The sequence below is a fragment of the Microbulbifer elongatus genome, assembly GCF_021165935.1.
Classification (GTDB): domain Bacteria; phylum Pseudomonadota; class Gammaproteobacteria; order Pseudomonadales; family Cellvibrionaceae; genus Microbulbifer; species Microbulbifer elongatus.
The window spans coordinates 143,837-165,448 of the sequence record NZ_CP088953.1; the positions used below are offsets into that span (position 1 = coordinate 143,837).

Here is a 21,612-nt window from a genome sequence, read left to right on the forward strand (position 1 = left end):
ATGAAAAATGCCACCGGTCATTCCCCGCTGGTAACCAATAGCGAAGATGGCGCACGCTGTACGCTCACAAGCCCCACCGCCATGCCCGCGGCCAGAGCCTTCCTGTGGAACCGGCGTATGCTGTTGCAGGTAAATTGCCGGGGCTTTGTGGTGGCGCGCCATATGCAGCCCGAGCCCGCCGCCTACGCTCACGCTCCCAATCTTGAAGCCAAAACCTTTATGCAGCCGGAGCAGCCGTTCTATGCGCACCACCCGGGGCGGTTCCTCTATGTAAAGGACGAGGACAACGGCGCGCTGTTTTCCTGCCCGTACGAGCCGGTGCGCGCGCGCGCCGACCAGTTCGCGTTTTCGGTCGGCGCCGACGAGATCACCTGGCGCCTGCGCCAGGCCGGTCTGGAAATTACCATGACGCTGCGTGTGCCCGTCGACGACGCGGTAGAGTTGTGGGAATGCACCCTGCGCAATCATTCCCCCGGGCCACGACGGATTTCCGCCTACCCCTATTTCCCGGTGGGTTATATGAGCTGGATGAATCAGTCCGGCGAATATCGCGCGGATCTGGGTGGCATCGTCTGCTCCAGTATCACGCCCTACCAGAAGGTGGATGATTACTTTAAAAATCAGCACCTCAAAGACAAAACCTTTCTGCTCCATGAAACCACGCCGGACGCCTGGGAAGCCGCCCAATCGATATTCGAGGGCGAGGGTGGACTGCACAATCCCGATGGTGTACGCCAGCCATTGCTCGGTGGTGGCGATGCCCGTTATCAGGTACCGACGGCGGCCCTGCAATACCAACTGCAGCTGGCTCCGGGCGAGGAGCGCACTCTGCGTTTCCTGTTCGGCCCGGCCCGGGACGACGAGGAAATGTTCGCGCTGCGGGAGCGTTATCTGTCCGCCACCGGATTCGCCACGGCCGCTGACGAATATCAAAAGTATCTGGCCCAGGGGCGCGGCTGCCTGCAGATCGAAACCCCGGACCGGGCGCTGGATGCGTTTGCCAATCACTGGCTGCCACGGCAGGTGTTCTATCACGGTGACGTCAATCGGCTGACCACAGACCCGCAAACCCGCAACTACCTGCAGGATCAGCTGGGCATGGCCTATATCCGGCCACAGACGGCGCGTTCAGCGCTGCTGCGCACCCTCAGCCAGCAGAAGGCGGACGGCTCCCTGCCCGACGGCATTCTGCTCAGTCCCGAGGCCGAGCTGAAATATATTAATCAGGTGCCCCATACGGATCACTGCGTGTGGCTGCCGATTTTTCTGCGTGGATATCTGGATGAAACCGGGGATCACGCACTGCTCGACGAGCGGGTAATCCCCGAGGGCGAAGATAAAGTTGACGGTAAAGGTCACGGGCGCAGCGTATTTGAGTGTGTCAGCCGCGCCATGGACTGGCTGGCAGCGGCCCGCGACGACCGCGGCCTCAGCTATATTGGCCAGGGGGACTGGTGCGACCCGATGAATATGGTGGGTTACCGGGGGCGCGGCGTATCCGGCTGGCTTTCCCTCGCCACCGCCTATGCTCTGAAACTCTGGGCGGAAATCTGCAGGCAGCAGAATCAGCTGGGGCCTGCGGAAAAATATGTCCGCGTTGCTGCGGAGCTCAACAGCACGGTCAATCGCCACCTGTGGGATGGCGACTGGTTCGCCCGCGGTATTACCGATGACGGCAAGATTTTCGGAGTGAGCGAGGATCAGGAGGGACGTATCTTCCTCAATCCACAGAGCTGGGCGCTACTGAGCGTCGCCGCCGATGACAATCAGCGCAAGCGACTGCTACGCGCGGTGGAACAGCAACTGGCAACGCCTTTTGGGCCGATGATGCTGGCTCCCGCTTACACAGGGATGCGCGAGGATGTTGGCCGTGTTACCCAGAAATTTCCCGGCTCGGCAGAAAATGGCTCTGTGTATAACCACGCGGCGGCGTTTTATATCTATAGCCTCTTTACCATCGGCGAGAGTGACCGGGCCTGGCGCTTGCTGCGGCAGATGCTTCCCGGCCCGGATCGTGAGGATCTGGTACAGCGCGGTCAACTACCGGTATTTATCCCCAATTACTATCGTGGCGCCTGGTATCAATACCCTGCGCACGCCGGCCGTTCCAGCCAGCTACTGCATACCGGCACCGCGGCCTGGATCTACCGCTGCCTTATCGAAGAACTGTTCGGTTTGAAAGGTGAAGGGGAAGGGCTGCGCATAGCTCCCCAGCTACCCTCCCACTGGCCGCAGGCACAGGTGCAGCGGCGCTTCCGGGGTGCGGTGTTTGACGTACAGTTTGAGCGCTGCGTCCGTGGTGATGGCCTGCAGGTTTATGTTGATGGCGAACCGCTTGCCGAGCCCTTGATCAGCCCGGTTGAGGCCGGGCGCGTTTACCACTTGCGTGTATTATTGCCGCCAGTGGAGAGCTCTGCCCCCACGGAAACAATGAAAGAAGAACGCAACACGGAAAATACCCACCCCGCCTGAAAAAACCGCTGCAGCGTCGCTGTCCGGCGGTGCTGCAGCGGCTGGGCGGCCACGCAAGTCTGCGTCTTTATTTATTTGTCACACTCTCTGTGCAGAATTCGTTACGCTCGCCGCAAGCACGCATTTGACCTTTAATCCAAATACCGGAATTCACGCCATGAAGACAATAAATGAACTCACCGAAGCGCAATTCAAAGAACTTCTCGACGATTACTTCGCACCACCCGAGCAACGGCAGAAAATGACCGAGGAAGAAATTCGGGAACTGGCCGTAAGACTGAATGACAAGGTGGATGTTCCCCTTGTGTGGGAAACTGCCGAAGAGAAAATCCTGATCAAGGTTGTTCTGAAAGTAGATACCTTCCTCTACGACAACCTTCCCAACGAGATCTACGACCTGGTAAGAAGCCTGGACAAAGGCATTACCGAAAGCGAGGCCTCACGCCTGATCAACCGCCTGTCGGTTCTTGCCAACAAGAAAATCGAAATTCCCTATATTCCAGAAGCCGCCGAATACATCGCCATTCGCTTTGTGATCGGCGTGATCATCAACGCTGCGCGTAAAGAGTGGAATTTCGAACTGGCGAAAGATGCGCCGGAATCCGAATTGATTACCGCTTAATCGGACGCTTAAAAGTCAGGTGCCAAGAAACTTCTGATCAAGTCATGGAGACATGCTTGGCGCCTGACCACCACAACCTGCCACTATCACAGAATCCCCCGCCGATCGCCTGTTCCTGTATATTGCTACCTGAGGCAGAATTCCGTTACCGACGTCCTGGTAGCTCACACACAACAATATCCGGAGGCAGAAGTGGAGCGCAAAGACCGATCACCGATATTTTTAGCGCCAGGTGAGGGGCGCGCTTACTCCATGGGGTCGATGCAGGCGCTGTTTAAAGCGGACGGCGAAGAGTCATTGGGTAAATACGCGATTTCCGAATGGTGGCTGGATGCCTACTCCAAAGGTCCAGGCCCCCATAGCCACAGCGAAGACGATATCTTCTTCGTGCTCGAAGGAACCATGAGTTTTCTGGTGGGCGACGAATGGATAGACGCCCCCAAGGGGAGCTTTGTTCTCGCGCCAGGAGGCTCTACCCATGATTTCGAGAACCGCTCGGCCGAGCGGGCCGGGATACTGAACATTTCCGTACCAGGTAGCTTTGAGCAGCATATGCCCCAGATTGTATCCTGGTTTGCGAAAAATCCCCTGGGGTCAACACAGCCCACAGAAGAGTACTAGCGCAAAAACTCATCAATCATTTCGCCGCCACCTGTCGATTTCCCATCATCTCAATCGACTATCTATCACCAACACAATCCGGTGTTGCCGTGAATTGAGGAAATACCATGTCCAGAATGATGTTTGTAAATCTGCCGGTGGCAGATTTGGGGAAGTCCATCGAGTTCTTCTCCCAGCTCGGCTTTGCATTCAACCCGCAGTTCACCGACGAGACAGCCACGTGCATGCTGGTGGGTGAGAGTAGCTTTGTGATGCTGCTGACAGATGAGAAATATCTGAGCTTTACCCCAGGCCTTACACTCTGCGACACAGGCAAGAGCTCGGAAGTGCTGGTGTGTCTGTCGGCCGAGAGCCGGGAAGAAGTGGACACGCTGCTGGACCAGGCCGTGGCCGCCGGTGGAAGCCCCTATCGGGAACCTCAGGATCACGGCTTTATGTACGGCCGCGCCTTCCGGGATCTTGACGGACATATCTGGGGGACCCAGCGGCAGTACAGTAGGCAACGTCTGCCCACGGACCGAATGTGAATCGGGCGGCCCGGGCCGCCCAATATTTTACAGGTGCCGGGTTTCTTCCGGCACGTTCATCCAGTTGTCATTGCGTCCGTCGAAGTACTGCACCGGCGCTTCGAGCAGCTCCGCTGGGGTGACGTTGTCCAGCGCCGAGAGATAGACGGAGACAAACTCCCCACCCAGTTCTTCGACATCGCCATTGCCGAAGCTGCGCACACCACAGTGTTTGCAGAACGGGTGGTGAGCCTGCAGGGTACCGAACTGATAGTCACTCAATGCTTCCTTGCCCCTCAGCAGGCGGAACGCTGCCGGTTTGATAATGGCGCCCCACTCGCGGGTTTTGGTGCAGATGGAGCAGTTACATTTGCCGGTGCCCGCCGCCAGATCGATATCCGCTTCGAACGCCACTGCGCCGCAGTGGCAGCTGCCTGTGTAGGTTTTTTTCACTGGACAGCCTCCGCGAGTGCGTCGTCCTTGGCATTGGCGCGCTTGTAAGCCTCGCGCCCGGTGACCCGGTTTGCGTAATCAATAAATTCAATGCGTTTTTCAATGGTGCCGAACTGCAACCCCCAGGCGATCTGGGCACCCACATAGACATCGGCGGCGGTAAATCGCTCACCTGTGACATAGGTGTGTTTCATAAACCAGCTGGACAGTGTATCCAGCACTGCGGCATAGCTTCCGTAACCCACCATGCGCTGCTTTTCAGCGTCAACTTCAATACCCAGCATTTTGCTGTCGGTGATCGCGGCCTCCAGTGGCCCTGCGGTGAAGAACAACCAGCGGTAATAACTGGCACGCTCTTCCGGCGTGGGCGCCAGCCCGGCTTGCGGGAACGCCTCTGCGAGGTAGGCGCAGATGGCGGAGCACTCGGTCACCACCTGGCCCTGGTGTACGATCGCCGGCACTTTACCCATGGGGTTCAACTTCAGGTATTCCGGTGCTTTCATGCTGCTGTCGTAATCCAGTATTTCTACCTGATATGGTGCGCCCAGCTCTTCCAGCATCCAGCGCGCGGTGCGCCCGCGGGATTGAGGGTGGGTGTAGAGCGTTACGTCGTTGGACATGGGATCTCCCTTCGTTCGGTTGCCTGGTGTCTGTTGAAAACGTGAAAGGACTGTAAAGCCCAATTAGGCTATATTCCGCCCTAATAAAATCAGGCGGAATGCAATTGATGTCGAATCCAACGACAAGGGTACTGGCATTGCTGGAACTGCTGCAGTCGCACGGTAACGCCACCGGTAGTGAACTCGCGGGAAAGCTGGGTGTGGATGGACGCACCCTGCGGCGCTATATCAATACCCTCGAGGAAATCGGTATCCCGCTGACCAGCGAGCGCGGGCGCTACGGCGGCTATCGACTGGTCTCCGGCTATAAACTGCCGCCAATGATGTTTACCAATGACGAGACCCTGGCGATCTCTCTCGGCCTGCTGGCGGCGCGCAGCCTGAACCTGGGGGATATGGGCTCTGCGGTGGCCAGTGCCCAGGCCAAACTCGAGCGGGTAATGCCGCAAAAGCTGAAGCAGCAGTTACGGGCGTTGGATGAAAATATCACGCTGGATTTTTTACCCTCCCCGGCGCCGGCCAGCGCGGTGCTCGCCACTCTGGCATCCGCCACTCAGGAGCGCTGCCGCACGGTGTTCGAGTACACCAGCATCACTGACAAGGCAGCCGGCACCGAGATCACCTTGCGGCGGGAGTTTGATCCCTACGGACTGGTGTTTCGTCGCGGCCGCTGGTACGCGGTGGGCCACTGCCATCTACGCGGTGAGCTGCGCACCTTTCGCCTCGACCGTATGAGCGCCCTGCAGCGCGTGGATATCCCGTTCGAACGTCCGCGGGACTTTGATGCAGCGTCTTACCTCAACCGGAGCTTCTCGCAGATGGACTCCGCCGTAGAAGTGGAACTGCTACTGCACACCAACCTGGCAACTGCCAGCGCCATGCTTGGTCACGAGGAAGGGCTGCTGACACCGCAGGGGGACGCGGTACACTGGCGAGCACACACCGGTTGCTTGGGCTGGTTTTCCTCACAACTGATGCAGCTGCCCTGCAGCTTCGAAATTCTCTCACCATCAAACCTGAAAGCAGAGCTCCACCGCCAGGCCAAACGCCTGATGGCCATGGCGGCAGAATAACGGCTCTAGTTGTAACAACGTGTCTATTTAACCAGTTCCACTTCCGTGGGCCGCCAGCTTTTATCGAAGAAAGGTTGCAGTGGACTGTACAGCCGCAGAACCGGGAAGTAGCTCTTACCCGGAATGGTCTGTATCCAGTTTCCCCGCGCCACCCCTGCAGGCTGCTCCGGACCAAAGAATATTGTTGTGGAACCTGCGGTTCCCGGCTCCGCTGCGGGAGAGGGATAGCCCTGGCTGCCGGCGCGGGGATACCGCTGCGGTGTTTTCAGCATCGAACGGGTCTGTGTATCGTAGAGAGTGAATGACCAGAAGCGCTCCGCTGGGACATTCTTCGGCAGCGTCACCTTGTATGTCTTGGCACCATCGAAGTAATTGTTGTCTGCATCCACCATCGTCCACAAATAAGTAGAGCCGATACCGGTGAGCCGCATGGCCATGGCCGGAGTAATACCGGTTACTCCGTAAAAGAACGCGGTCCGCGCATCCAGCTTGCGATAACCGGTGGTAGGGAATGGCTTTACGCCGTCTTTGGTAATTTCAGGAATCGGTGTTTCGAACTGATAGCCGGTATCAAACAGCATGTTCTGCCAATTACTTCCCTTGTAGTAATACCAGCTTCGATCACGGGGGCTCATAAATACACTGCGCGCGGTGGCATTGGCGAGCTGTAAGGCATCGGTGAGAATTTTCTTCATACGCGCATCGGGTTTGAAAGGTTTGCCTTTGACAATACCAATCGCAGCAATGGGTCCCATAAGCTCGGGATCAAGCGCGGTCGCAGGCTCCTGCTGTACCACTTCGTTCAGCATTTCATAGAAGCGCCAGTCGTTGGGCGGGACGGTGTTCATCACCTTGCCACTGCCTTCATGAAATACTGTCTCCGGCGCAGATTCCAGCTTTGTGAGCTCTGACTTACCCTCCAGAAACTCAGCAATCGGGGTGCCGAGCCCACCGGGCTTGTAGGGATAGATCTTGGTGAGTTTGCGAATACGCTCCACCGCCGGCTTGGGGTCATCGTTTTCCAGAAATGCGCGGGCAAACCAGACACCGTAATTCGTCTTGGAGTGCGCGACATTGTATTCACCCTCCGGCAGAGCGCCCTCGTAGTCAGGTGGCACGATAAGGTACCGCCCGCCTTCACCGCGATCCGGCCCAGGTAAACCCATATCGATCACCCAGCGGAACCAGGCATCCTGCACGGTACCGAGGACTCTCGGTGGCACCTCGATCACCATGGGGCCTTTGGTCAAATCGAGTCCACCAATCAGGTAGATGGTGTCGGCATTGGCGGTGAGAAACAGCGAATTGGCATCCATCAACTCGGAAAAGAGGATGACTTCGTTGTCCTTTACACCGACCTCTTCCAGCCCCTTGCGCAGCGCATGAATACTCACACCGCGCAAGGACTCGGTGAAGGTGCGAAAGGCATGGTGAAGGTCCAGGTGGTCATAAATCTTGGCGGCGGTTTCCTCCGTTGGCATACCGTCCTCAAACTCCAGCGTGCCCAGTTGGGTTTCCACCTTCTCTGGGGTTGTTATTGACGCGGGAATATCTTCTCCAGACTGTGCCAGGAGGAGATCTGGGCCAACCAGTAGCGTGGACGCACACACTACTGCCAGAGACTTGATCAAGTTCTGCATGAGAATACCTTCGGCGTTGAGGGCAGGAGTTGAGAGACAGATTTTGGGGTCGCTAAAAAGATAGTTGCCGCTCAGCAGGCTGCCAGAGAACGGCGCCTACTTCTTTTTTACTAAAATTGACATTACAACAGCCAACTGAGCGACGGTGCGTGTGAAAGCTGTACTCTTTGTAGTTATTTGTATCTTCTCAGACATTGTTAGCGGTACGACATTGGCTGAACGCAGAGAAAACCTGGAGCAAGTGGCGGTTTACGACCGCTTTCGTATCTTCTACTCCCTGTCGGGGGAAGACGCACTCCCCCCTGCGCGCCGCGCAGATGATGATAACGACGGAATACCGGAGTACGTGGACCAGCTCGGGCGGCGCTTCCTGCAGACAGATCGCTTCTATCGCGATGAAGTCGGCCTGTTATCCCCGTTGGACGGGGAACGCTATAAGGGTCACGCGCACTATATTGACGTGAATCTGCTGAACATTCCCAGAAATGGGATCGCTTACGACGGAACACCAAAGCTAGACCGCAGTGTTTCCCATCAGAAATCGGTTCCTGTACTTCTGATTGACCTATCCAATTCACTCAACTGGGGCAACAAGACCCCGGAACACGAGCTGTTTCATATCTATCAGAATGGCTACACCTATTTTAAAAACCGCTGGTATACCGAGGGCACGGCACGCTGGTCGGAAAACATTCAGAGCGGACAGGTGGGAAAGGGGGGATTTCTACCGGTAAGTCGCGGTGACCGCGAGGCGCTGTTTGGAAAAACCTACGACGCCAGCCAGTTCTGGAACGAGCTGATTCTGCGTGCGGATAACGGCACCCACGGCAAAACGTTTATCCGGCACCTGCTGGAGACACTGCGGGAAATGGACGAGGTGGCGGCCAGAGAGCGCGGGATCAACCGCGCCAACTGGCCGGAAGCGGAGCAGCGTAGTGAGAAAAATAACCCGTATATCTGGCGGGCGATTCAAAAAACACTGAAAGAAATGGGCTATACCTCTGCGGAGGATGGCGAAATAAAAACGCTATTCGGCCTGTAATTCCGCGATACAGAATCTCTGTGGCTCACTCCGCAAACCCTCCCATCTCTGCAAAGCCCTGAGCGATCGTCATCGGCGCGGCCGGTCTGGCGTACATTTCCTGCAGGTACTCGGTCAGTCTGGGGGAATCGTCCAGCAGCATTTCTTCCCGCGCCCAGTCCAGGGTGTAGGCGGCGTTGAAGTCAGCCACACTGAGTCGATCCCCGGCCATGAATGCACGATTTTTCATATGCTGCTCAAGCACGGCCAGCATCGCTTTACACTCCAACTGAGCCTGTTCGATATCCTGCGGGAGCCGCTTGTGTTCTGGGTAAAGAAATGTATTGCGGCTGATTCGCCACAGGGGCTGCTCGATCTCGGTCATCAGAAAAAATATCCAGCGATACATCTGTGCCCGGTCTTCCAACCCCTCGGGAATCAGCCCGGCTTGAGGATACTTTTCGGCAAGGTAAAGCTGGATCGCGGCAGATTCCGTCAAGACAAGATCACCATCCACCAATACCGGCACCTTACCTGCCGGGTTGAGTTGCAGAAACGCCTCGCTTTGCCCCTCTCCTTTCAACAGGTCTACCGGGTGGATTTCATACTCGACACCCAGTTCATTCAGTATCCACAGCACCCGCGTAACGCGGGTTGGCGGTGTTCCATACAACTTGATCATTCTAAGTCCCTTAGTTCTTCGCGATGTCGCTCTCAGGTCTGAATGGAATGGAAAGGGCAGACTGACACGGCCCTTTTATATTCCCACACATTCACGGATGGTATTCACAACGACACCTAGGGAGTGGGCATCGGCATACACTCCATGACTTCCACACAATCGCCGGGGAAAATGCTGAAGTGCGGGTGGTTTTCAAACAGCTTCGCCGCCTCGTCGTGCGTCTCGGCCTCGATAATCACGTATCCGGTCATGTCGTTACTGGTGTCGCTGATACCCTCGGGACCGATCCGCTTGGTTTTCCCCAGCGGGCCGCCGGCAGCAACAAGAATGTCGCTGTGCTTTTCCATCCAGCCTCCCCAGGCGGCCATACCTTCCTGCATGCGCTGTTCGCGCTGTTGTTCTGAAAGATGCTCCCAACCTTTCATGGATTTGGGGGCGCCCAGATACATGGCGAGATAGTGTTTCATGACGATTCCTTTTCTTTACAGACTGATTACTGATTGATTTCCGGTTCGACAAGACGCGCCAATGCGGCCAGTGATTCCTGCCACCCGAGGTGACACATTTCCACCGGAATTACATCCGGTATGCCTTCCTGTAGGAGTGTCAGCTCTGTTCCACAGGATACGGGCGTCAAGGTGACCGTCATGGACATTTCACCCGGCATATTGGGGTCGTCAAAGCGATCGGTGTAACGGATACGTTCATTTTCTACCAGCTCGACATACTCCCCACCAAAGGCGTGCTCCTCGCCAGTCGTGAAATTGACGAACTTAGCCTTGTAGGTACCGCCTACTCTGGCCTCCAGATCGTCGTAGACGCCATAGAAGCCATCGGGCGGCGACCATTTCGCCATGGCGTGGGGGTTGATAAATGCGCGATAGACGCGCTCCGCGGGTGCACGCAGTACGCGATGCAGCTTTACCGTGCCAGGCATGTGATTACTCCCTGCATTTTCTGTTGATTCAGTGCCTCAACCGGCGTCTCCGCCCGCCTGGTTGCCTTCTGACACCAGCTCCCGCGCGGGGCGGACCTCGATGGAGCCGTAGCGGGCCGGCGGTATCTTGCCGGCCAGGGCAATGGCTTCATTGAGATCCCGGGCTTCCAGCATATAAAAGCCCGCGAGCTGCTCCTTGGTTTCGGCAAACGGGCCATCGGTCACGGTGACGCGCTTGTCCCGCACACGCACGGTGGTGGCTGCGCTGGTGGGCATCAGCGGGCTGCCGGTGATGAAATGACCACTCTCACTAAGCCCTTCTACACAGGCTATACATTCCTGATTCAGTGCATCCCACTCCTGCTGAGTTTTCTGCGCCATCAGGTTTTCGTCGTAGTAAACCAGTGCCAGGTACTTCATCTTGATCTCCTTAGGTGACAGCAATTGAGGCTGTTTCATGGGGTAGTCGAATGGGAGAGAGGGAATTCGACAGGGATTAGAAATTTTTTTGATTTATTTTTCCGGCACCCTATTCGGTGTCGATTTCGGCCAGGCGACGTGCCAGGAAACGCTGCTCAGGCCCCTGTCTGGACAGCGCCAGCGCCCGCCGGTAGGCCGAGCGTGCCTGTTCAGTCTGACCCAGGCGGCGGAGCAGGTCGGCACGCGCCGCGTAGGCCAGGTGATAGTCACTGAGGGCGCCGCCCGCGAGCAGCTTGTCAATCAATTCCAGTCCCGGTTGTGGCCCATCGCGCATTGCCACCGCAACCGCCCGATTGAGCTCAATCACCGGCGAGGGACTCCGCACAAGAAGGGCGTCGTAGAGGCCGACAATCTGATGCCAGTCGGTTGCTTCCATGTTATCCGCCTCCGAGTGCACTGCGGCAATGGCGGCCTGCAGGGTATAGGGACCGAATCGGCGGCTGGCGAGCGCCTGTAATACCAGATTGCTTCCCTCTTGGATCCGCTCCCGATTCCACAGGCTCCGGTCCTGATCTTCCAGCAGGACCAGATCACCCTCCGCCGATACCCGCGCGCGGCGACGGGCATCCTGGAGCAGTAGCAACGCCAGCAGCCCCCGGGCTTCCGGCTCCGGCAGCAGCTGACACAAAAGACGCGCCAGACGGATGGCCTCGCCACACAGGTCCTGACGGATCAGTCTTTCGCCCGCTGAAGCCGAATAGCCCTCATTAAAAATCAGGTAAATCGCATGCAGCACACTGGCGAGTCGCTCCTGCAGCTCCTGGCCTTCCGGAACCGCATAGGGAATATTGGCATCGCGGATTTTCGCTTTGGCGCGCACGATGCGCTGGGCAAGGGTTGGGGTTGAGGTGAGGAAAGCACTGGCGATCTCCTCGGTGGTAAGACCGCACACCTCGCGCAGGGTCAGCGCCAGTTGCGCTTCCGGCGCGAGACCGGGGTGACAACAGGTAAAAATCAGCCGCAGGCGATCGTCTTCAATCTCCTGCGGTGCCTCATCTTCACAGGCCAGTTCCGCTTCCAGCCGATCGGCGACTTCCTCAAAGGACACATCGAAGCGCGCCTTGCGGCGCAACTGATCGATGGCCTTGAAGCGACCGGTGGAGACCAACCAGGCACGGGGGTTATCCGGCACACCTTCCCCAGGCCACTGATTTATCGCTGCGGCAAAGGCATCGTGCAGTGCCTCTTCCGCCAGTTCAAAGCTGCCCAGCAACCGTATCAGGGTGGCGAGAACCCGCCGGGACTCCTGATGGTAGATTTCCTGAATGCGCGCGCTAAAACTGTCCGCCATTGGTACGCTCGTCACCTTTTCATTCTGCGAGTGAATTATTGTGCACAAAGCATATCAGTCCCGGCGGTCTACTGACCGAAAAGTTCTCTCACTAGACTTCCGCGGGATGAAAGTTCGACTCCTGTCTGAAAATGTTCTGCTAAATCGCAATCTTCACTCTATACCTGTTCTCTCACCGCCGTCCCCTGTGAACTCTTTGAAACCGTTTGAGTAGACACTATGTGTACAAGAACTCTCTGGCTGGAAAGTGGGCAAGGGCCCATTGCCGGGCGCAATATGGACTGGGCACAGAGCCTGGGTACCAACCTATGGGTACTACCTGCCGGCGCCGAACGAACCGGTATTGAGAACGACAGCAATCCACTCAAGTGGACCTCGACCTACGCCAGCCTTGTAGCCACCGCCTATGACCTGGCCTCCGCCGATGGATTGAACGAAAAAGGGCTCGCTGCGCATATTCTGTGGCTAGCGGAATCGGACTACGGCGAGCGCAATACATCCCAGGCCGGTTTGTCGGTGTCACTCTGGGCGCAGTTTTATCTGGACCAGTTTGACAGTGTCGCGGCCTGTGTCGAGTACACCCGCAAACACCCCATCCAGGTTCGCCCCCAGGGCGACCCGGTATCCGGACGCTGGTCCACCGTGCACCTGGCACTCAGCGACGCAAGCGGTGACTCTGCGGTTATCGAAATCATCGATGGTGAGACCCAGATCCATCACAATCGCACCTTCACCGTGATGACGAATTCCCCTCCCTTTGCGCAACAGCTGGAGCACATCAAACAGTATCAGGGTTTTGGTGGTGAGCTACCCTTGCCGGGAACCACCGAAGCCGCAGACCGGTTTGTGCGGGCGAGCTATTACCTCTCCAAGTTGCCGCCAGCCGACACTCCCAAACGGGCCTACGCGGCGCTGTTGAGCGTAATGCGCAATGCTGCGCAACCATTTGGTGTTCCAGACCCGGCGCGTCCGAATATTTCCATGACGATCTGGCGCACACTGATCGACTTGCAGCGCGGGGTTTACGCCTTCGAGTCCTCTTTCAGTCCCGACATCGTATGGGTGCAATTGAACAAAATGGACTTAACTAAGAGCCGTAAACTCGACCTGAGTCAGGACGGCCTGGTGGGTGATGTGACCGAACGGTTTGTGGAAACCCCCGCATTCAAATTCTTGTCCGCGTGACCTGTTTCTCCCATCCTGCTTTTTACACGAAGGTATTCCGCAATGGCATTACACCGGAAGAGCAAACGTAAACATCAAACCGGTTATATCGGTGAAGATATTTTCAGCGCGAATGCTGAACATCACAGTGTGCCCCGATACAAAATGCCGAAGCACAGCATGCCGGCGCGAACCGGTTATCAGCTGGTGCGCGATGAGCTCTATCTGGACGGCAACTCGCGACAGAATCTGGCAACCTTCTGCACCACCTGGGCTGAGGATGAAGTACAGCGGCTGATGGCGGATTGTTTCGATAAAAACATGATCGACAAGGATGAGTACCCGCAGACTGCGGAGATCGAATCCCGCTGTGTACATATGCTCGCGGATTTATGGAATGCGCAGGACAAAGATGATTCCACTGGCTGCTCGACAACGGGCTCATCCGAAGCCGCAATGCTGGGTGGTCTCGCATTAAAGTGGCAGTGGCGCAAGCGACGGAAGCAGGAAGGGAAAAATACCGATAAGCCGAACCTGATCTGCGGCCCGGTACAGGTTTGCTGGCATAAATTCGCTCGCTATTTCGATGTGGAAATTCGCGAGGTTCCGCTGGACGGAAATGAGGTGTGCCTTAACCCGGAAAAAATCCGAGATTATGTGGATGAGAACACGATCGGCGTAGTCGCCACGCTGGGTGTCACGTTTACGTGTGTCTACGAGCCGGTGGAAGAAATCGCCCGCGTCCTTGATGCCATTGAAAAAGAAACCGGGCTGGTTATTCCCATCCATGTGGATGCAGCCAGCGGAGGGTTTATAGCACCATTCGTCCAGCCAGACCTGAAATGGGATTTCCGCATACAGCGGGTCAAATCCATTAATACCTCTGGGCACAAATTCGGTCTGGCACCATTGGGGGTCGGCTGGGTCATCTGGCGCGACGCCGCAGAGCTTCCGGAAGAGCTCATTTTTCATGTGGACTACCTCGGCGGCGACATGCCTACCTTCGCCCTGAACTTCAGCCGCCCCGGTGGTGAGGTTGTTGCCCAGTACTACAATTTCGTACGCCTGGGCATAGAAGGTTACAGGGAGGTTCAGCAGGCCTGTATGGACACCGCGGTATGGCTCGGTGAACAGGTGGCCGATATGGGCCCATTCGATCTTTTCTACGACGGAAGAGGTGGTTTACCGGCCATCGGCTATTCCCTCAAGCCGGGTAAATGGGGGTTCGACCTCTACGATCTTTCCGATCGTCTGCGTATGCGCGGCTGGCAGATCGCTTCCTACCCTCTGCCGTCCAACCGCAAAGATACGGTAATCCAGCGCATCATGATCCGCCACGGGGTGAGCCGGGATATGGCCGCACTGCTGGCGCAGGATATTCGCCGGGCCATCGACTATTTCTCTACTCATCCGGCGACGCCCTCGGAACCGCGTCCGACCAGCAGTCACTCCGGACGAAAAAGCCCCGACTGAGTGGACAGACTTTGCAGGCGCTCGCGCCTGCGTGTAAGCAGAAACAGTATGCCGCCGTACAATATGCACTGCGCGGCCAGGGTAATCAGTGGAACAACCACTGACTCAAATCCGACACCCAACTGGTTGAGTCGCACAAATCCCTGTACTCCTGCGGAGCTGGGAATTAGGTAGGACAGCGCCCGCAATGGTGCCGGGACGCTTTCCAGCGGCCAGGAAAAGCCCGAGAGGAAAACGATGGGTAGTGAGGTAAACAGCAAAAACGGAATGACATCCTCCGCACTCTGGAACAGTTCGGCCACCAGCAGTCCGAGCAGCGAAACGGACAGCAGAAACAGCGCTAGAAACGGAAGCAGCTCCACCGCCTGCCCTACCGCGGGTAAATGGTAGACCGGAAAAATGATCCAGCGAATGACCAGGAACTGCAGAAGGTAGATTCCTACCCAGGGGAGATTTCGCCCCAGGGTCCATGCGATGGCCGAACCCCAAGTGGACGGCATTGGCGTTTTCAACTGACGCCGCGCATCGCACAGTAAGCCCAGCCCAATCAGCATGGTCTGCTGTAAAATCACCATGGCCACGGCGGGCACCACAAAGCTGGCGTAGCCACCGCCAGGGTTGAACAGTTCCACAACCTTTAACTGAAATGGTGCCTGGGTAACCGCCGCCAATGCCGGTTTTCCAGAAGTTGCCGCAAACGCGACCGCGCCCAGCTCTCCCCCGGCTTCAAGTACCGCGTCCGTAGCAGCATCGGCCAGCTGGCTATAGGCGAGCAGGTAGCCGGCATTGGCCAACAGCCCGACTACCGGTGATTCTCCTCGCACCAGATCCCGCTGTAACCCGGCGGGGATCTCGACAATCCCCAGCACTTCCGATGCCTCCAGTGCGCGCCTCGCAGCCAGCGGGTCGGCGGACCGATCGACAATATGCAACAGGTCGGCGGCATCAATGTGTGCAAGTAACTGGCGCGACAGCGCGCTGTTATCCATATCCAGCGCATAGATCGGCATATCGCGATAAGCCTGGGGCGAATAGGGACCGGGATAAATCGCGCTGTAAAACAGTGCCGCGCCACCGAGAATCAGCAGGGTGGCCGGCGCCAACAGCAATGCGCGAATTTCGTAGCGGGCACCGGCAAACAGGGCTTTCATTCTGCCTCCCGGTTGCTTCTGCGGGAACGCCACAGAAAAACGCCGAGGGAAAAGGCGGTAAAAACTGCTGCAAAGCCAAACAGGTGATACACCTGCGGCAACGCATATTGAATAGTTACCCGCTCGGTAACCAACTGGGTCTGCAGGTGCAGAAACCAGGTTACCGGCAGGGCCTCCCCGAATAGACGCGCCGCCACAGGCATGGCGCCCTGCGGAAACGTAACCCCAGAAAATGCCACCGCGGGCCCCGCCAGAACACTCACACAGGAGTAGGCTACATGGGAAGGGAACGCCATGGCCAACGCGGACCCCAGCCCCAGGTAAGCCACTACCAATGCCGCCCATCCGATAACAAACCACAGGGGCTCCGACATGGGAGGCAAGTCCAACCAGGTAAAACACAACTGCAGTAACACAATGCCGATGAACAGCCACCACGCAAATGCGATTGCCAGTTTTCCCCAAAGTCGGCTCCAGCTCTTGGCGTAAAGCCACTTGGAATTGTCGCTGGCGATACAACGGGCACCGTGCAGAATCACAAAGCAATGCAGGCTCGCTGCAACCAGAGCGACACCGAGATACGCGGCGTAATCGAGCCCGGGATTGAACAGGGGGTGAGCCTGGGTGCGCAGAGCCTGGGCCTGGGATTCTGCCTCCAGCATCGGCACGCCCATTGCTATGCGCTGGGTCACCGATTGCACGCCCATCTCGGTGAGCAGCACCGTCTGCACATCACTGCTTATGGCTTCCGCGGTGGCCAGGGACTGCTCGTTGAGCAGCAGTGCAACCGTGGGCTGCTGTCCGCGTACCATATCCCGGCTGAATCCACTGGGAAAGGCAACGATCCCGTAAATTTTTCCCCGCTCCATCTGCGCCTTGGCGGCTTCCATGGAGGTTGTAGTCTTCGCAACCCGGATCGCGGGGGCCGCATCCAGGTCGGCCCGGATCTGGCGCGTTAACGCTGAATTGTCCGGGTCAACAACGGTTACCGGCAAATCGGTAATGGTGCGCTTACTGAAAATACTCAGCAGCAGGATACACGCGATGATTGGAAGCCACAGTATTAACCAGTGGGTGGTTTTCTCGCCGCGCCAGCGTTGCAGCTCGCGATGGATGGCTGCAGAAAATTCATTCATGGCTGCGACCGCAGTTCGCTCTTCGCAACCAGTACGGTCATGCCAGAGCGCAGCCCGGCAATGGCTGACTGCGGCCGTGCGCGCACCTCGAAAGTACGCAGATCAAAGCTGCCCAATGCGCGAGTCGAGGTCCAGGTGGCAAAGTCACCCAGCACAGAAATCTGGTACACACGCAGTGCAATCGATTCCCCCCGCTCCCCCAAGGCAGGTATTGACGCAGTCAGTCGGTCGCCAACCTTGAGACCCTTCAGCAGATCTTCACGCACGTTAAAGGCGATCCAGGGCGTGTCGGTTTTTGCCAGCGTGGCGATGGGAATTCCCGCAGCGACAATTTCTCCTTCGCGAAAGTTGATTGCAGTGATCTCACCGTCCGCCAGCGCCACAACCTGTTGCTCGGCAAGGGCGGTTTCCACCAGTTGCCGTCCGCCTTCGGCTTCCCGGGTCACTGCAGCCGCGGTTGTCTTGTCCTGTGGGCGCAACCCCGAGGCCACCAGCTGGTAATTGGCTTTCGATGCCTGATACACAGACCAGGTAGAGCTTTGCGCGGCAATCGCCTCATCGAGTCGCTGGCGCGGCACCACACCCTGATCAAACAGACGCTGCATCCGCCCTGCGGTAACCCTGGCCAGCTTCGCCTGCGCAAGGGTGGCCTCCATGGCAGCGTGCGCGGACTCCACCTCTTCCGGGCGTGCGCCCTCATTGGCTTTCGATTGCTGTGCGGACGCGCCCTTCACCATCGCATCGGCCTGCACCAGACGCGCCTGTGCTTCCGGATCGTGAATCTCCGCCAGCAGTTCGCCCTTGCGCACCTTCTGGCCCTCCTCGGTATTCAATCGGGCTAGCCTTCCCGGATATTTGGTAGCAATGTTGAGTTCGCGCATTTCCACACGCCCCTCGAAATAACTCTCCTGCCGGCAGCCCGCGGTAAAGATGGCGATACCAAGGGCAATTGACACGGGAAAGTAGATACCTTTATTTAACATTGGGCACCGCTCCCGGTCGGGCAAGTACGTCCAGTACTGTCGTTTCATGACCGCTTGCCAGCATCAGGCTGGTCCAGGCTATTAGGCTGTCATAGTCCGCCGCAAGCCGTTGCAGGCGCGCTCCGGCCAAGGCATTTTCCGCATCAACCACATCGATGGAGCGCCCTTCACCTGCGGCAAAGGCGGCGCGCTGCATCCGCAGGCTTTCCGCTGCCAGCCGTTCGGTTTTACGGGTCACCTGCGCGCGGCTCTGAGCATCCAGAAGCGCGGAATAGCGTGTTTCCACATTCAGCTGCACGCGGTCTTCTGCTTCCTTCGCCAGGGCCCGTGTCGCCCGCCACTCTTCCTGAGCCAGTGATACTCCCGCCCTGCGCGCACCACCGTCGAAGATCTTGAAAGTCAGATTGGCAGTTACCGTCCAGTCCGGAATCAATTCCGGCAGCTGATAGCTGTGTAATTCGAACCCACCGATGATGGTCACATCCGGCCAGTATTCCGAGCGCGCTACACTAACCACCTGTTCCGCCTGTCGTGCTGTGGCATTCAACTGCCGGATCAAGGGGTTGGCGCGCTGCGCATCCGCGAGCAACTGCGGTAAGCCCTGTGGCGACGGCAGTTGACTGGGCGGCGCCGATGCCACACTGACCGCCCTATTCTCCAGTCCCAACAGGCTGCTTAACCCGGCACGGGTATTTTCCAGAGCGTGCCTGCGCTCCTGCTCCAGCACTTCGGCCTGGGCAAGGGCGACTTCCGCGCGCATCCGGTCTGCGGCGGCGATTTGCCCCTCATCTTCCAGTGCGCGGGCATGTTGCAGGTGTGTACGCAGGCTTCCCACTACCGCAGACTGCACCTGCAGCGCGCGTTCACTGACAGAAACACCAAAATAACGCGCGGTGAGATCCAACATCAGGGTATTTTCCGTGACATCCTGCCCCGCACTGGCCACCTCAATCCCGATGGCGCTGGCTTGACGCAACGCGCTGGTACGCCCGCCAGTGAATACCGGCCAGGTCAGCGTTGCCATGGTGAAAGCAAAGTCGCGAGGTTGCAGAATCGGGTTGGGAATTTCCGGTATGGCAGGATCAATCGAGTCCAGTACCTGATTGAGAAAACCGAGATCCACTTCTACCGCGTCAGAGAAATTCCCGTACGTGGATATAACCCCCAACTGGGGCAATGCCAATGCACGGGCGGCACTACTTTTTGCCTGCGCACCCGCCAGCTGTGCGCGACCGGCCTCCAGCAGTGGATTCTGCTGCAGGTACTGCATCGCTTCTGCGAACGTCAGGGGCTCTGTTGCCGAAGCCGCGCTGCTATTCGCAAGCGGCAGCAGCAATAGTAAAACCTGAAATACCCTGCTCACTCTGCTCACCCGGCTAGATATTCGGATTCAGCAAGACTCATGGTTACAAATGCATCCATACTTTTTGCAAAACAAGAAAAAGAAACGCGGTGGAACAACCAAACATCAATACACCATTGATTGCCACCAACGGACCCAGCATTCGCCAGGGCGGTGGCTGCACAACGTCGCCGTAGCCCAGGGCGGTGATGGATGTAGTGGTGTAATAGAGAGACTCCCCCAGGGTATCAATCAATTTTCTACGCCAGATGAAAATCGCCCAGGCCAGTGACTCGAGAACATGTGTAATAAACAGGATGATGAAACACATAGGAATCAGGATTCTTCCTGCATTCTGTGGGCCGTGTCGGGCGGCTAGCCAACTGTGGACATCGTTCAATAGCCGTGTCGCCTCCAGTAAGACCATGGCGTGAAATAGAAATACCGCTGCCGCCAACAACATGGCGAGAAAAAATGTTCGGCGCCAATGATGCACTTCAATTCTTATATCCAATAGAAACACCCACTGATGAACGCGATATCCCCTAGTCCTGCCGACATCTTCTGATCCTGCATTAGAAGTCCCCGCCCAGAGCGAGGTGCAACTGAATCCGATTCGCCAGACGCTGGTTTTCCAGCTTGATCACTTCCGCCTGTGCCACCAGTTGTTCGGTTTGAAGAATTTCCACCCACAGCAGATCCCGCTTCCCTGCCTGATACTGATCAATCGCAATTTCCACTGCGCGATCTCTGTCCGCTAATGACGACCGCGCAAAGCCGAGTCGCTGCTCCAGCAGCCGTTCACTTTCCAGCGCATTTTCCACTTCGCGAAAGGCACTCAGCAGACTGCTGCCGTAATTGGCCACCGCCTGTGCCTGCTGCGCCGTAGTGATGCGTACATAGGCGCACAGGGCACCGCCCTCATAGATTGGGATGATCGAACCCAATTGTGCAGAGGCGCGATCCTGGCTCAGGTGTAACTGCTCCAGCAGATGATCCCCCAGACGCTCTGCGGTCAATGAAAGGGAAAAGCTTGGGCGCAGAGCAAGGCGTGCGACCTCCTGCCGGCGAAAGGCGGCGAGTACAGCGTATTCGGCGGCAAGAATATCCGGCCGACGGCTGACCAGCGCGATGGGCGTATCTGCGGCCACCACCGGTGGAACCGCGGGGTAGTGGCTGGCGGCGGCAAGTTCCGCCGCCGGGTATCGCCCCAGCAAGACTTCCAGACTGCGCACCGCACGCCCAAACGCGATACGCGTGGACTGGAGAGTAGCCTGGGCCGACTCCACCCGCGCGCGGCTGTCCGCCACATCCAGTTGAGAGGTTTTTCCGCTCTGGTAGCGAAAGTCCGCCAGGTCGTAAAGACGTGTGTAAATTCCCACGGCGTGTTCTGCCAGAGAAAGTAACTGTTGCGCCTCACTCACCAGATACCAGTTCAATGCCACGGTGGCGGCCAGGGACTGGCGTGCGTAGGCGTAGTCCAGTGCCGCCACTTCGTAATCGATTGCTGCCGCCGCACGCTCCGCGCGCAGTCTGCCCCACACTTCCAGCTCCCAGTTCAGGCCAAGCGCGATCAGTGTGTGGGTGAACGAGTGCTTGACGTCATCGCGACCGCCAAAGTCATAGGTACGCTTGCCGCCCAGCTGACCACCAATCTGGGGCAACAGCTGCGCACCTACCACGGCTATCGTCTCCCGAGCTATGGCAACCGCCTCTGCGGCCGCTAGCAGGTCTCGGTTGTTCGCCAGAGCCTCATTGACCAACGCGACCAGTGTCGGGTCGTTGAACGATTGCAGCCAGCCACTGTGAACCGGCGCCGAATTGGTGGCGGCCACCCACTGCTCAGGAATGCCTGTCTGCGGTGGTAACGCCTCGTCGAGTACTTCCTTGGGTGCGGGAAGCGGCTTCAGCGCACACCCTGCGATGGTCACGACAACGGCCGCGG

The 21,612-nt window shown here is 57.6% G+C and carries 22 protein-coding genes; 8 read left to right on the plus strand and 14 right to left on the minus strand.

The window, feature by feature from the left end; all coding sequences use genetic code 11:
* The 4 genes from LRR79_RS00655 (at position 1) to LRR79_RS00670 (ending at position 4,242) form a co-directional block, all read left to right on the plus strand.
* Positions 1-2,472: a GH36-type glycosyl hydrolase domain-containing protein gene (locus LRR79_RS00655; protein WP_231758519.1), complete on the plus strand. Its 2,472-nt coding sequence runs from the start codon at positions 1-3 to the stop codon at positions 2,470-2,472.
* Between the two features lie 157 nt (positions 2,473-2,629).
* Positions 2,630-3,094, plus strand: a complete 465-nt coding sequence (locus LRR79_RS00660; RefSeq protein WP_231758520.1) for a hypothetical protein — start codon at positions 2,630-2,632, stop codon at positions 3,092-3,094.
* Between the two features lie 192 nt (positions 3,095-3,286).
* The gene (locus LRR79_RS00665; protein ID WP_231758521.1) at positions 3,287-3,715 is read left to right on the plus strand and encodes a cupin domain-containing protein; all 429 of its coding nucleotides are present in this window, start codon (positions 3,287-3,289) and stop codon (positions 3,713-3,715) included.
* Positions 3,716-3,822: 107 nt separating this feature from the next.
* Positions 3,823-4,242 carry a VOC family protein gene (locus LRR79_RS00670; protein ID WP_231758522.1) on the plus strand — a complete coding sequence of 140 codons (420 nt, stop codon included), beginning with the start codon at positions 3,823-3,825 and terminating at the stop codon, positions 4,240-4,242.
* 27 nt (positions 4,243-4,269) lie between these two features.
* Here the strand turns inward: LRR79_RS00670 and LRR79_RS00675 are convergent, their stop codons facing one another.
* A complete protein-coding gene (locus LRR79_RS00675; protein ID WP_231758523.1) occupies positions 4,270-4,674 on the minus strand; it encodes a GFA family protein in 405 nt (134 codons plus the stop codon).
* Positions 4,671-5,294, minus strand: a complete 624-nt coding sequence (locus tag LRR79_RS00680; RefSeq protein ID WP_231758524.1) for a glutathione S-transferase family protein — start codon at positions 5,292-5,294, stop codon at positions 4,671-4,673. The genes LRR79_RS00675 and LRR79_RS00680 overlap by 4 nt, the downstream gene beginning before the upstream one ends.
* 107 nt (positions 5,295-5,401) lie before the next feature.
* Between LRR79_RS00680 and LRR79_RS00685 the strand changes: the two genes are divergently transcribed.
* Positions 5,402-6,367, plus strand: coding sequence for a helix-turn-helix transcriptional regulator (locus LRR79_RS00685; protein WP_231758525.1), 966 nt, complete (start codon positions 5,402-5,404; stop codon positions 6,365-6,367).
* A 23-nt stretch (positions 6,368-6,390) separates the two neighbouring features.
* Here LRR79_RS00685 and LRR79_RS00690 read toward each other — a convergent pair whose 3' ends face one another.
* Positions 6,391-8,007 carry a DUF1254 domain-containing protein gene (locus LRR79_RS00690; RefSeq protein ID WP_231758526.1) on the minus strand — a complete coding sequence of 539 codons (1,617 nt, stop codon included), beginning with the start codon at positions 8,005-8,007 and terminating at the stop codon, positions 6,391-6,393.
* 211 nt (positions 8,008-8,218) lie between these two features.
* Between LRR79_RS00690 and LRR79_RS00695 the strand changes: the two genes are divergently transcribed.
* A complete protein-coding gene (locus LRR79_RS00695) occupies positions 8,219-9,049 on the plus strand; it encodes a hypothetical protein (RefSeq protein WP_231758527.1) in 831 nt (276 codons plus the stop codon).
* Positions 9,050-9,074: 25 nt separating this feature from the next.
* Here LRR79_RS00695 and LRR79_RS00700 read toward each other — a convergent pair whose 3' ends face one another.
* The 5 genes from LRR79_RS00700 to LRR79_RS00720 all read right to left on the minus strand — a co-directional run bounded on the left by LRR79_RS00700 (position 9,075) and on the right by LRR79_RS00720 (position 12,418).
* On the minus strand, positions 9,075-9,710 hold the full coding sequence (locus LRR79_RS00700) for a glutathione S-transferase family protein (protein ID WP_231758528.1): 636 nt from the start codon (positions 9,708-9,710) through the stop codon (positions 9,075-9,077).
* Between the two features lie 116 nt (positions 9,711-9,826).
* Positions 9,827-10,177, minus strand: a complete 351-nt coding sequence (locus LRR79_RS00705; RefSeq protein ID WP_231758529.1) for a YciI family protein — start codon at positions 10,175-10,177, stop codon at positions 9,827-9,829.
* Between the two features lie 26 nt (positions 10,178-10,203).
* Positions 10,204-10,647: an SRPBCC family protein gene (locus LRR79_RS00710; protein WP_043319519.1), complete on the minus strand. Its 444-nt coding sequence runs from the start codon at positions 10,645-10,647 to the stop codon at positions 10,204-10,206.
* 36 nt (positions 10,648-10,683) lie between these two features.
* A complete protein-coding gene (locus LRR79_RS00715) occupies positions 10,684-11,067 on the minus strand; it encodes a YciI family protein (protein ID WP_231758530.1) in 384 nt (127 codons plus the stop codon).
* A 109-nt stretch (positions 11,068-11,176) separates the two neighbouring features.
* A complete protein-coding gene (locus tag LRR79_RS00720; protein ID WP_231758531.1) occupies positions 11,177-12,418 on the minus strand; it encodes an RNA polymerase sigma factor in 1,242 nt (413 codons plus the stop codon).
* Between the two features lie 219 nt (positions 12,419-12,637).
* Here LRR79_RS00720 and LRR79_RS00725 point away from each other — a divergent pair, with 219 nt between their 5' ends.
* Both LRR79_RS00725 and LRR79_RS00730 read left to right on the plus strand, forming a co-directional pair.
* On the plus strand, positions 12,638-13,603 hold the full coding sequence (locus tag LRR79_RS00725) for a linear amide C-N hydrolase (protein WP_231758532.1): 966 nt from the start codon (positions 12,638-12,640) through the stop codon (positions 13,601-13,603).
* Between the two features lie 144 nt (positions 13,604-13,747).
* Complete coding sequence (locus LRR79_RS00730) at positions 13,748-15,055, plus strand: glutamate decarboxylase (RefSeq protein WP_231758533.1); 1,308 nt, start codon at positions 13,748-13,750, stop codon at positions 15,053-15,055.
* Here LRR79_RS00730 and LRR79_RS00735 read toward each other — a convergent pair.
* The 6 genes from LRR79_RS00735 to LRR79_RS00760 all read right to left on the minus strand — a co-directional run bounded on the left by LRR79_RS00735 (position 15,028) and on the right by LRR79_RS00760 (position 21,598).
* Entirely contained in the window at positions 15,028-16,206 is a 1,179-nt protein-coding gene (locus LRR79_RS00735) for an ABC transporter permease (RefSeq protein WP_231758534.1), read from the minus strand. The genes LRR79_RS00730 and LRR79_RS00735 overlap by 28 nt on opposite strands.
* Positions 16,203-17,342: an ABC transporter permease gene (locus LRR79_RS00740; protein WP_231758535.1), complete on the minus strand. Its 1,140-nt coding sequence runs from the start codon at positions 17,340-17,342 to the stop codon at positions 16,203-16,205. The genes LRR79_RS00735 and LRR79_RS00740 overlap by 4 nt, the downstream gene beginning before the upstream one ends.
* On the minus strand, positions 17,339-18,325 hold the full coding sequence (locus LRR79_RS00745) for an HlyD family secretion protein (protein ID WP_231758536.1): 987 nt from the start codon (positions 18,323-18,325) through the stop codon (positions 17,339-17,341). Before LRR79_RS00745 ends, LRR79_RS00740 begins: the two co-directional genes overlap by 4 nt.
* Entirely contained in the window at positions 18,315-19,688 is a 1,374-nt protein-coding gene (locus LRR79_RS00750; RefSeq protein WP_231758537.1) for a TolC family protein, read from the minus strand. The genes LRR79_RS00745 and LRR79_RS00750 overlap by 11 nt, the downstream gene beginning before the upstream one ends.
* A 43-nt stretch (positions 19,689-19,731) precedes the next feature.
* Positions 19,732-20,181: an ion channel gene (locus LRR79_RS00755; protein WP_231758538.1), complete on the minus strand. Its 450-nt coding sequence runs from the start codon at positions 20,179-20,181 to the stop codon at positions 19,732-19,734.
* 61 nt (positions 20,182-20,242) lie between these two features.
* Entirely contained in the window at positions 20,243-21,598 is a 1,356-nt protein-coding gene (locus LRR79_RS00760) for an efflux transporter outer membrane subunit (protein WP_231758539.1), read from the minus strand.
* Positions 21,599-21,612: the final 14 nt, after the last annotated feature.

Bases quoted from the DNA above. Each gene is read 5' to 3' on its own strand.
- LRR79_RS00685 (WP_231758525.1), top strand. From the start codon at position 5,402: ATGTCGAATCCAACGACAAGGGTACTGGCATTGCTGGAACTGCTGCAG.
- LRR79_RS00710 (WP_043319519.1), bottom strand. From the start codon at position 10,647: ATGCCTGGCACGGTAAAGCTGCATCGCGTACTGCGTGCACCCGCGGAG.
- LRR79_RS00700 (WP_231758528.1), bottom strand. From the start codon at position 9,710: ATGATCAAGTTGTATGGAACACCGCCAACCCGCGTTACGCGGGTGCTG.
- LRR79_RS00730 (WP_231758533.1), top strand. From the start codon at position 13,748: ATGCCGAAGCACAGCATGCCGGCGCGAACCGGTTATCAGCTGGTGCGC.
- LRR79_RS00655 (WP_231758519.1), top strand. From the start codon at position 1: ATGAAAAATGCCACCGGTCATTCCCCGCTGGTAACCAATAGCGAAGAT.
- LRR79_RS00670 (WP_231758522.1), top strand. From the start codon at position 3,823: ATGTCCAGAATGATGTTTGTAAATCTGCCGGTGGCAGATTTGGGGAAG.
- LRR79_RS00725 (WP_231758532.1), top strand. From the start codon at position 12,638: ATGTGTACAAGAACTCTCTGGCTGGAAAGTGGGCAAGGGCCCATTGCC.
- LRR79_RS00740 (WP_231758535.1), bottom strand. From the start codon at position 17,342: ATGAATGAATTTTCTGCAGCCATCCATCGCGAGCTGCAACGCTGGCGC.
- LRR79_RS00720 (WP_231758531.1), bottom strand. From the start codon at position 12,418: ATGGCGGACAGTTTTAGCGCGCGCATTCAGGAAATCTACCATCAGGAG.
- LRR79_RS00735 (WP_231758534.1), bottom strand. From the start codon at position 16,206: ATGAAAGCCCTGTTTGCCGGTGCCCGCTACGAAATTCGCGCATTGCTG.
- LRR79_RS00660 (WP_231758520.1), top strand. From the start codon at position 2,630: ATGAAGACAATAAATGAACTCACCGAAGCGCAATTCAAAGAACTTCTC.
- LRR79_RS00705 (WP_231758529.1), bottom strand. From the start codon at position 10,177: ATGAAACACTATCTCGCCATGTATCTGGGCGCCCCCAAATCCATGAAA.
- LRR79_RS00680 (WP_231758524.1), bottom strand. From the start codon at position 5,294: ATGTCCAACGACGTAACGCTCTACACCCACCCTCAATCCCGCGGGCGC.
- LRR79_RS00745 (WP_231758536.1), bottom strand. From the start codon at position 18,325: ATGTTAAATAAAGGTATCTACTTTCCCGTGTCAATTGCCCTTGGTATC.
- LRR79_RS00690 (WP_231758526.1), bottom strand. From the start codon at position 8,007: ATGCAGAACTTGATCAAGTCTCTGGCAGTAGTGTGTGCGTCCACGCTA.
- LRR79_RS00715 (WP_231758530.1), bottom strand. From the start codon at position 11,067: ATGAAGTACCTGGCACTGGTTTACTACGACGAAAACCTGATGGCGCAG.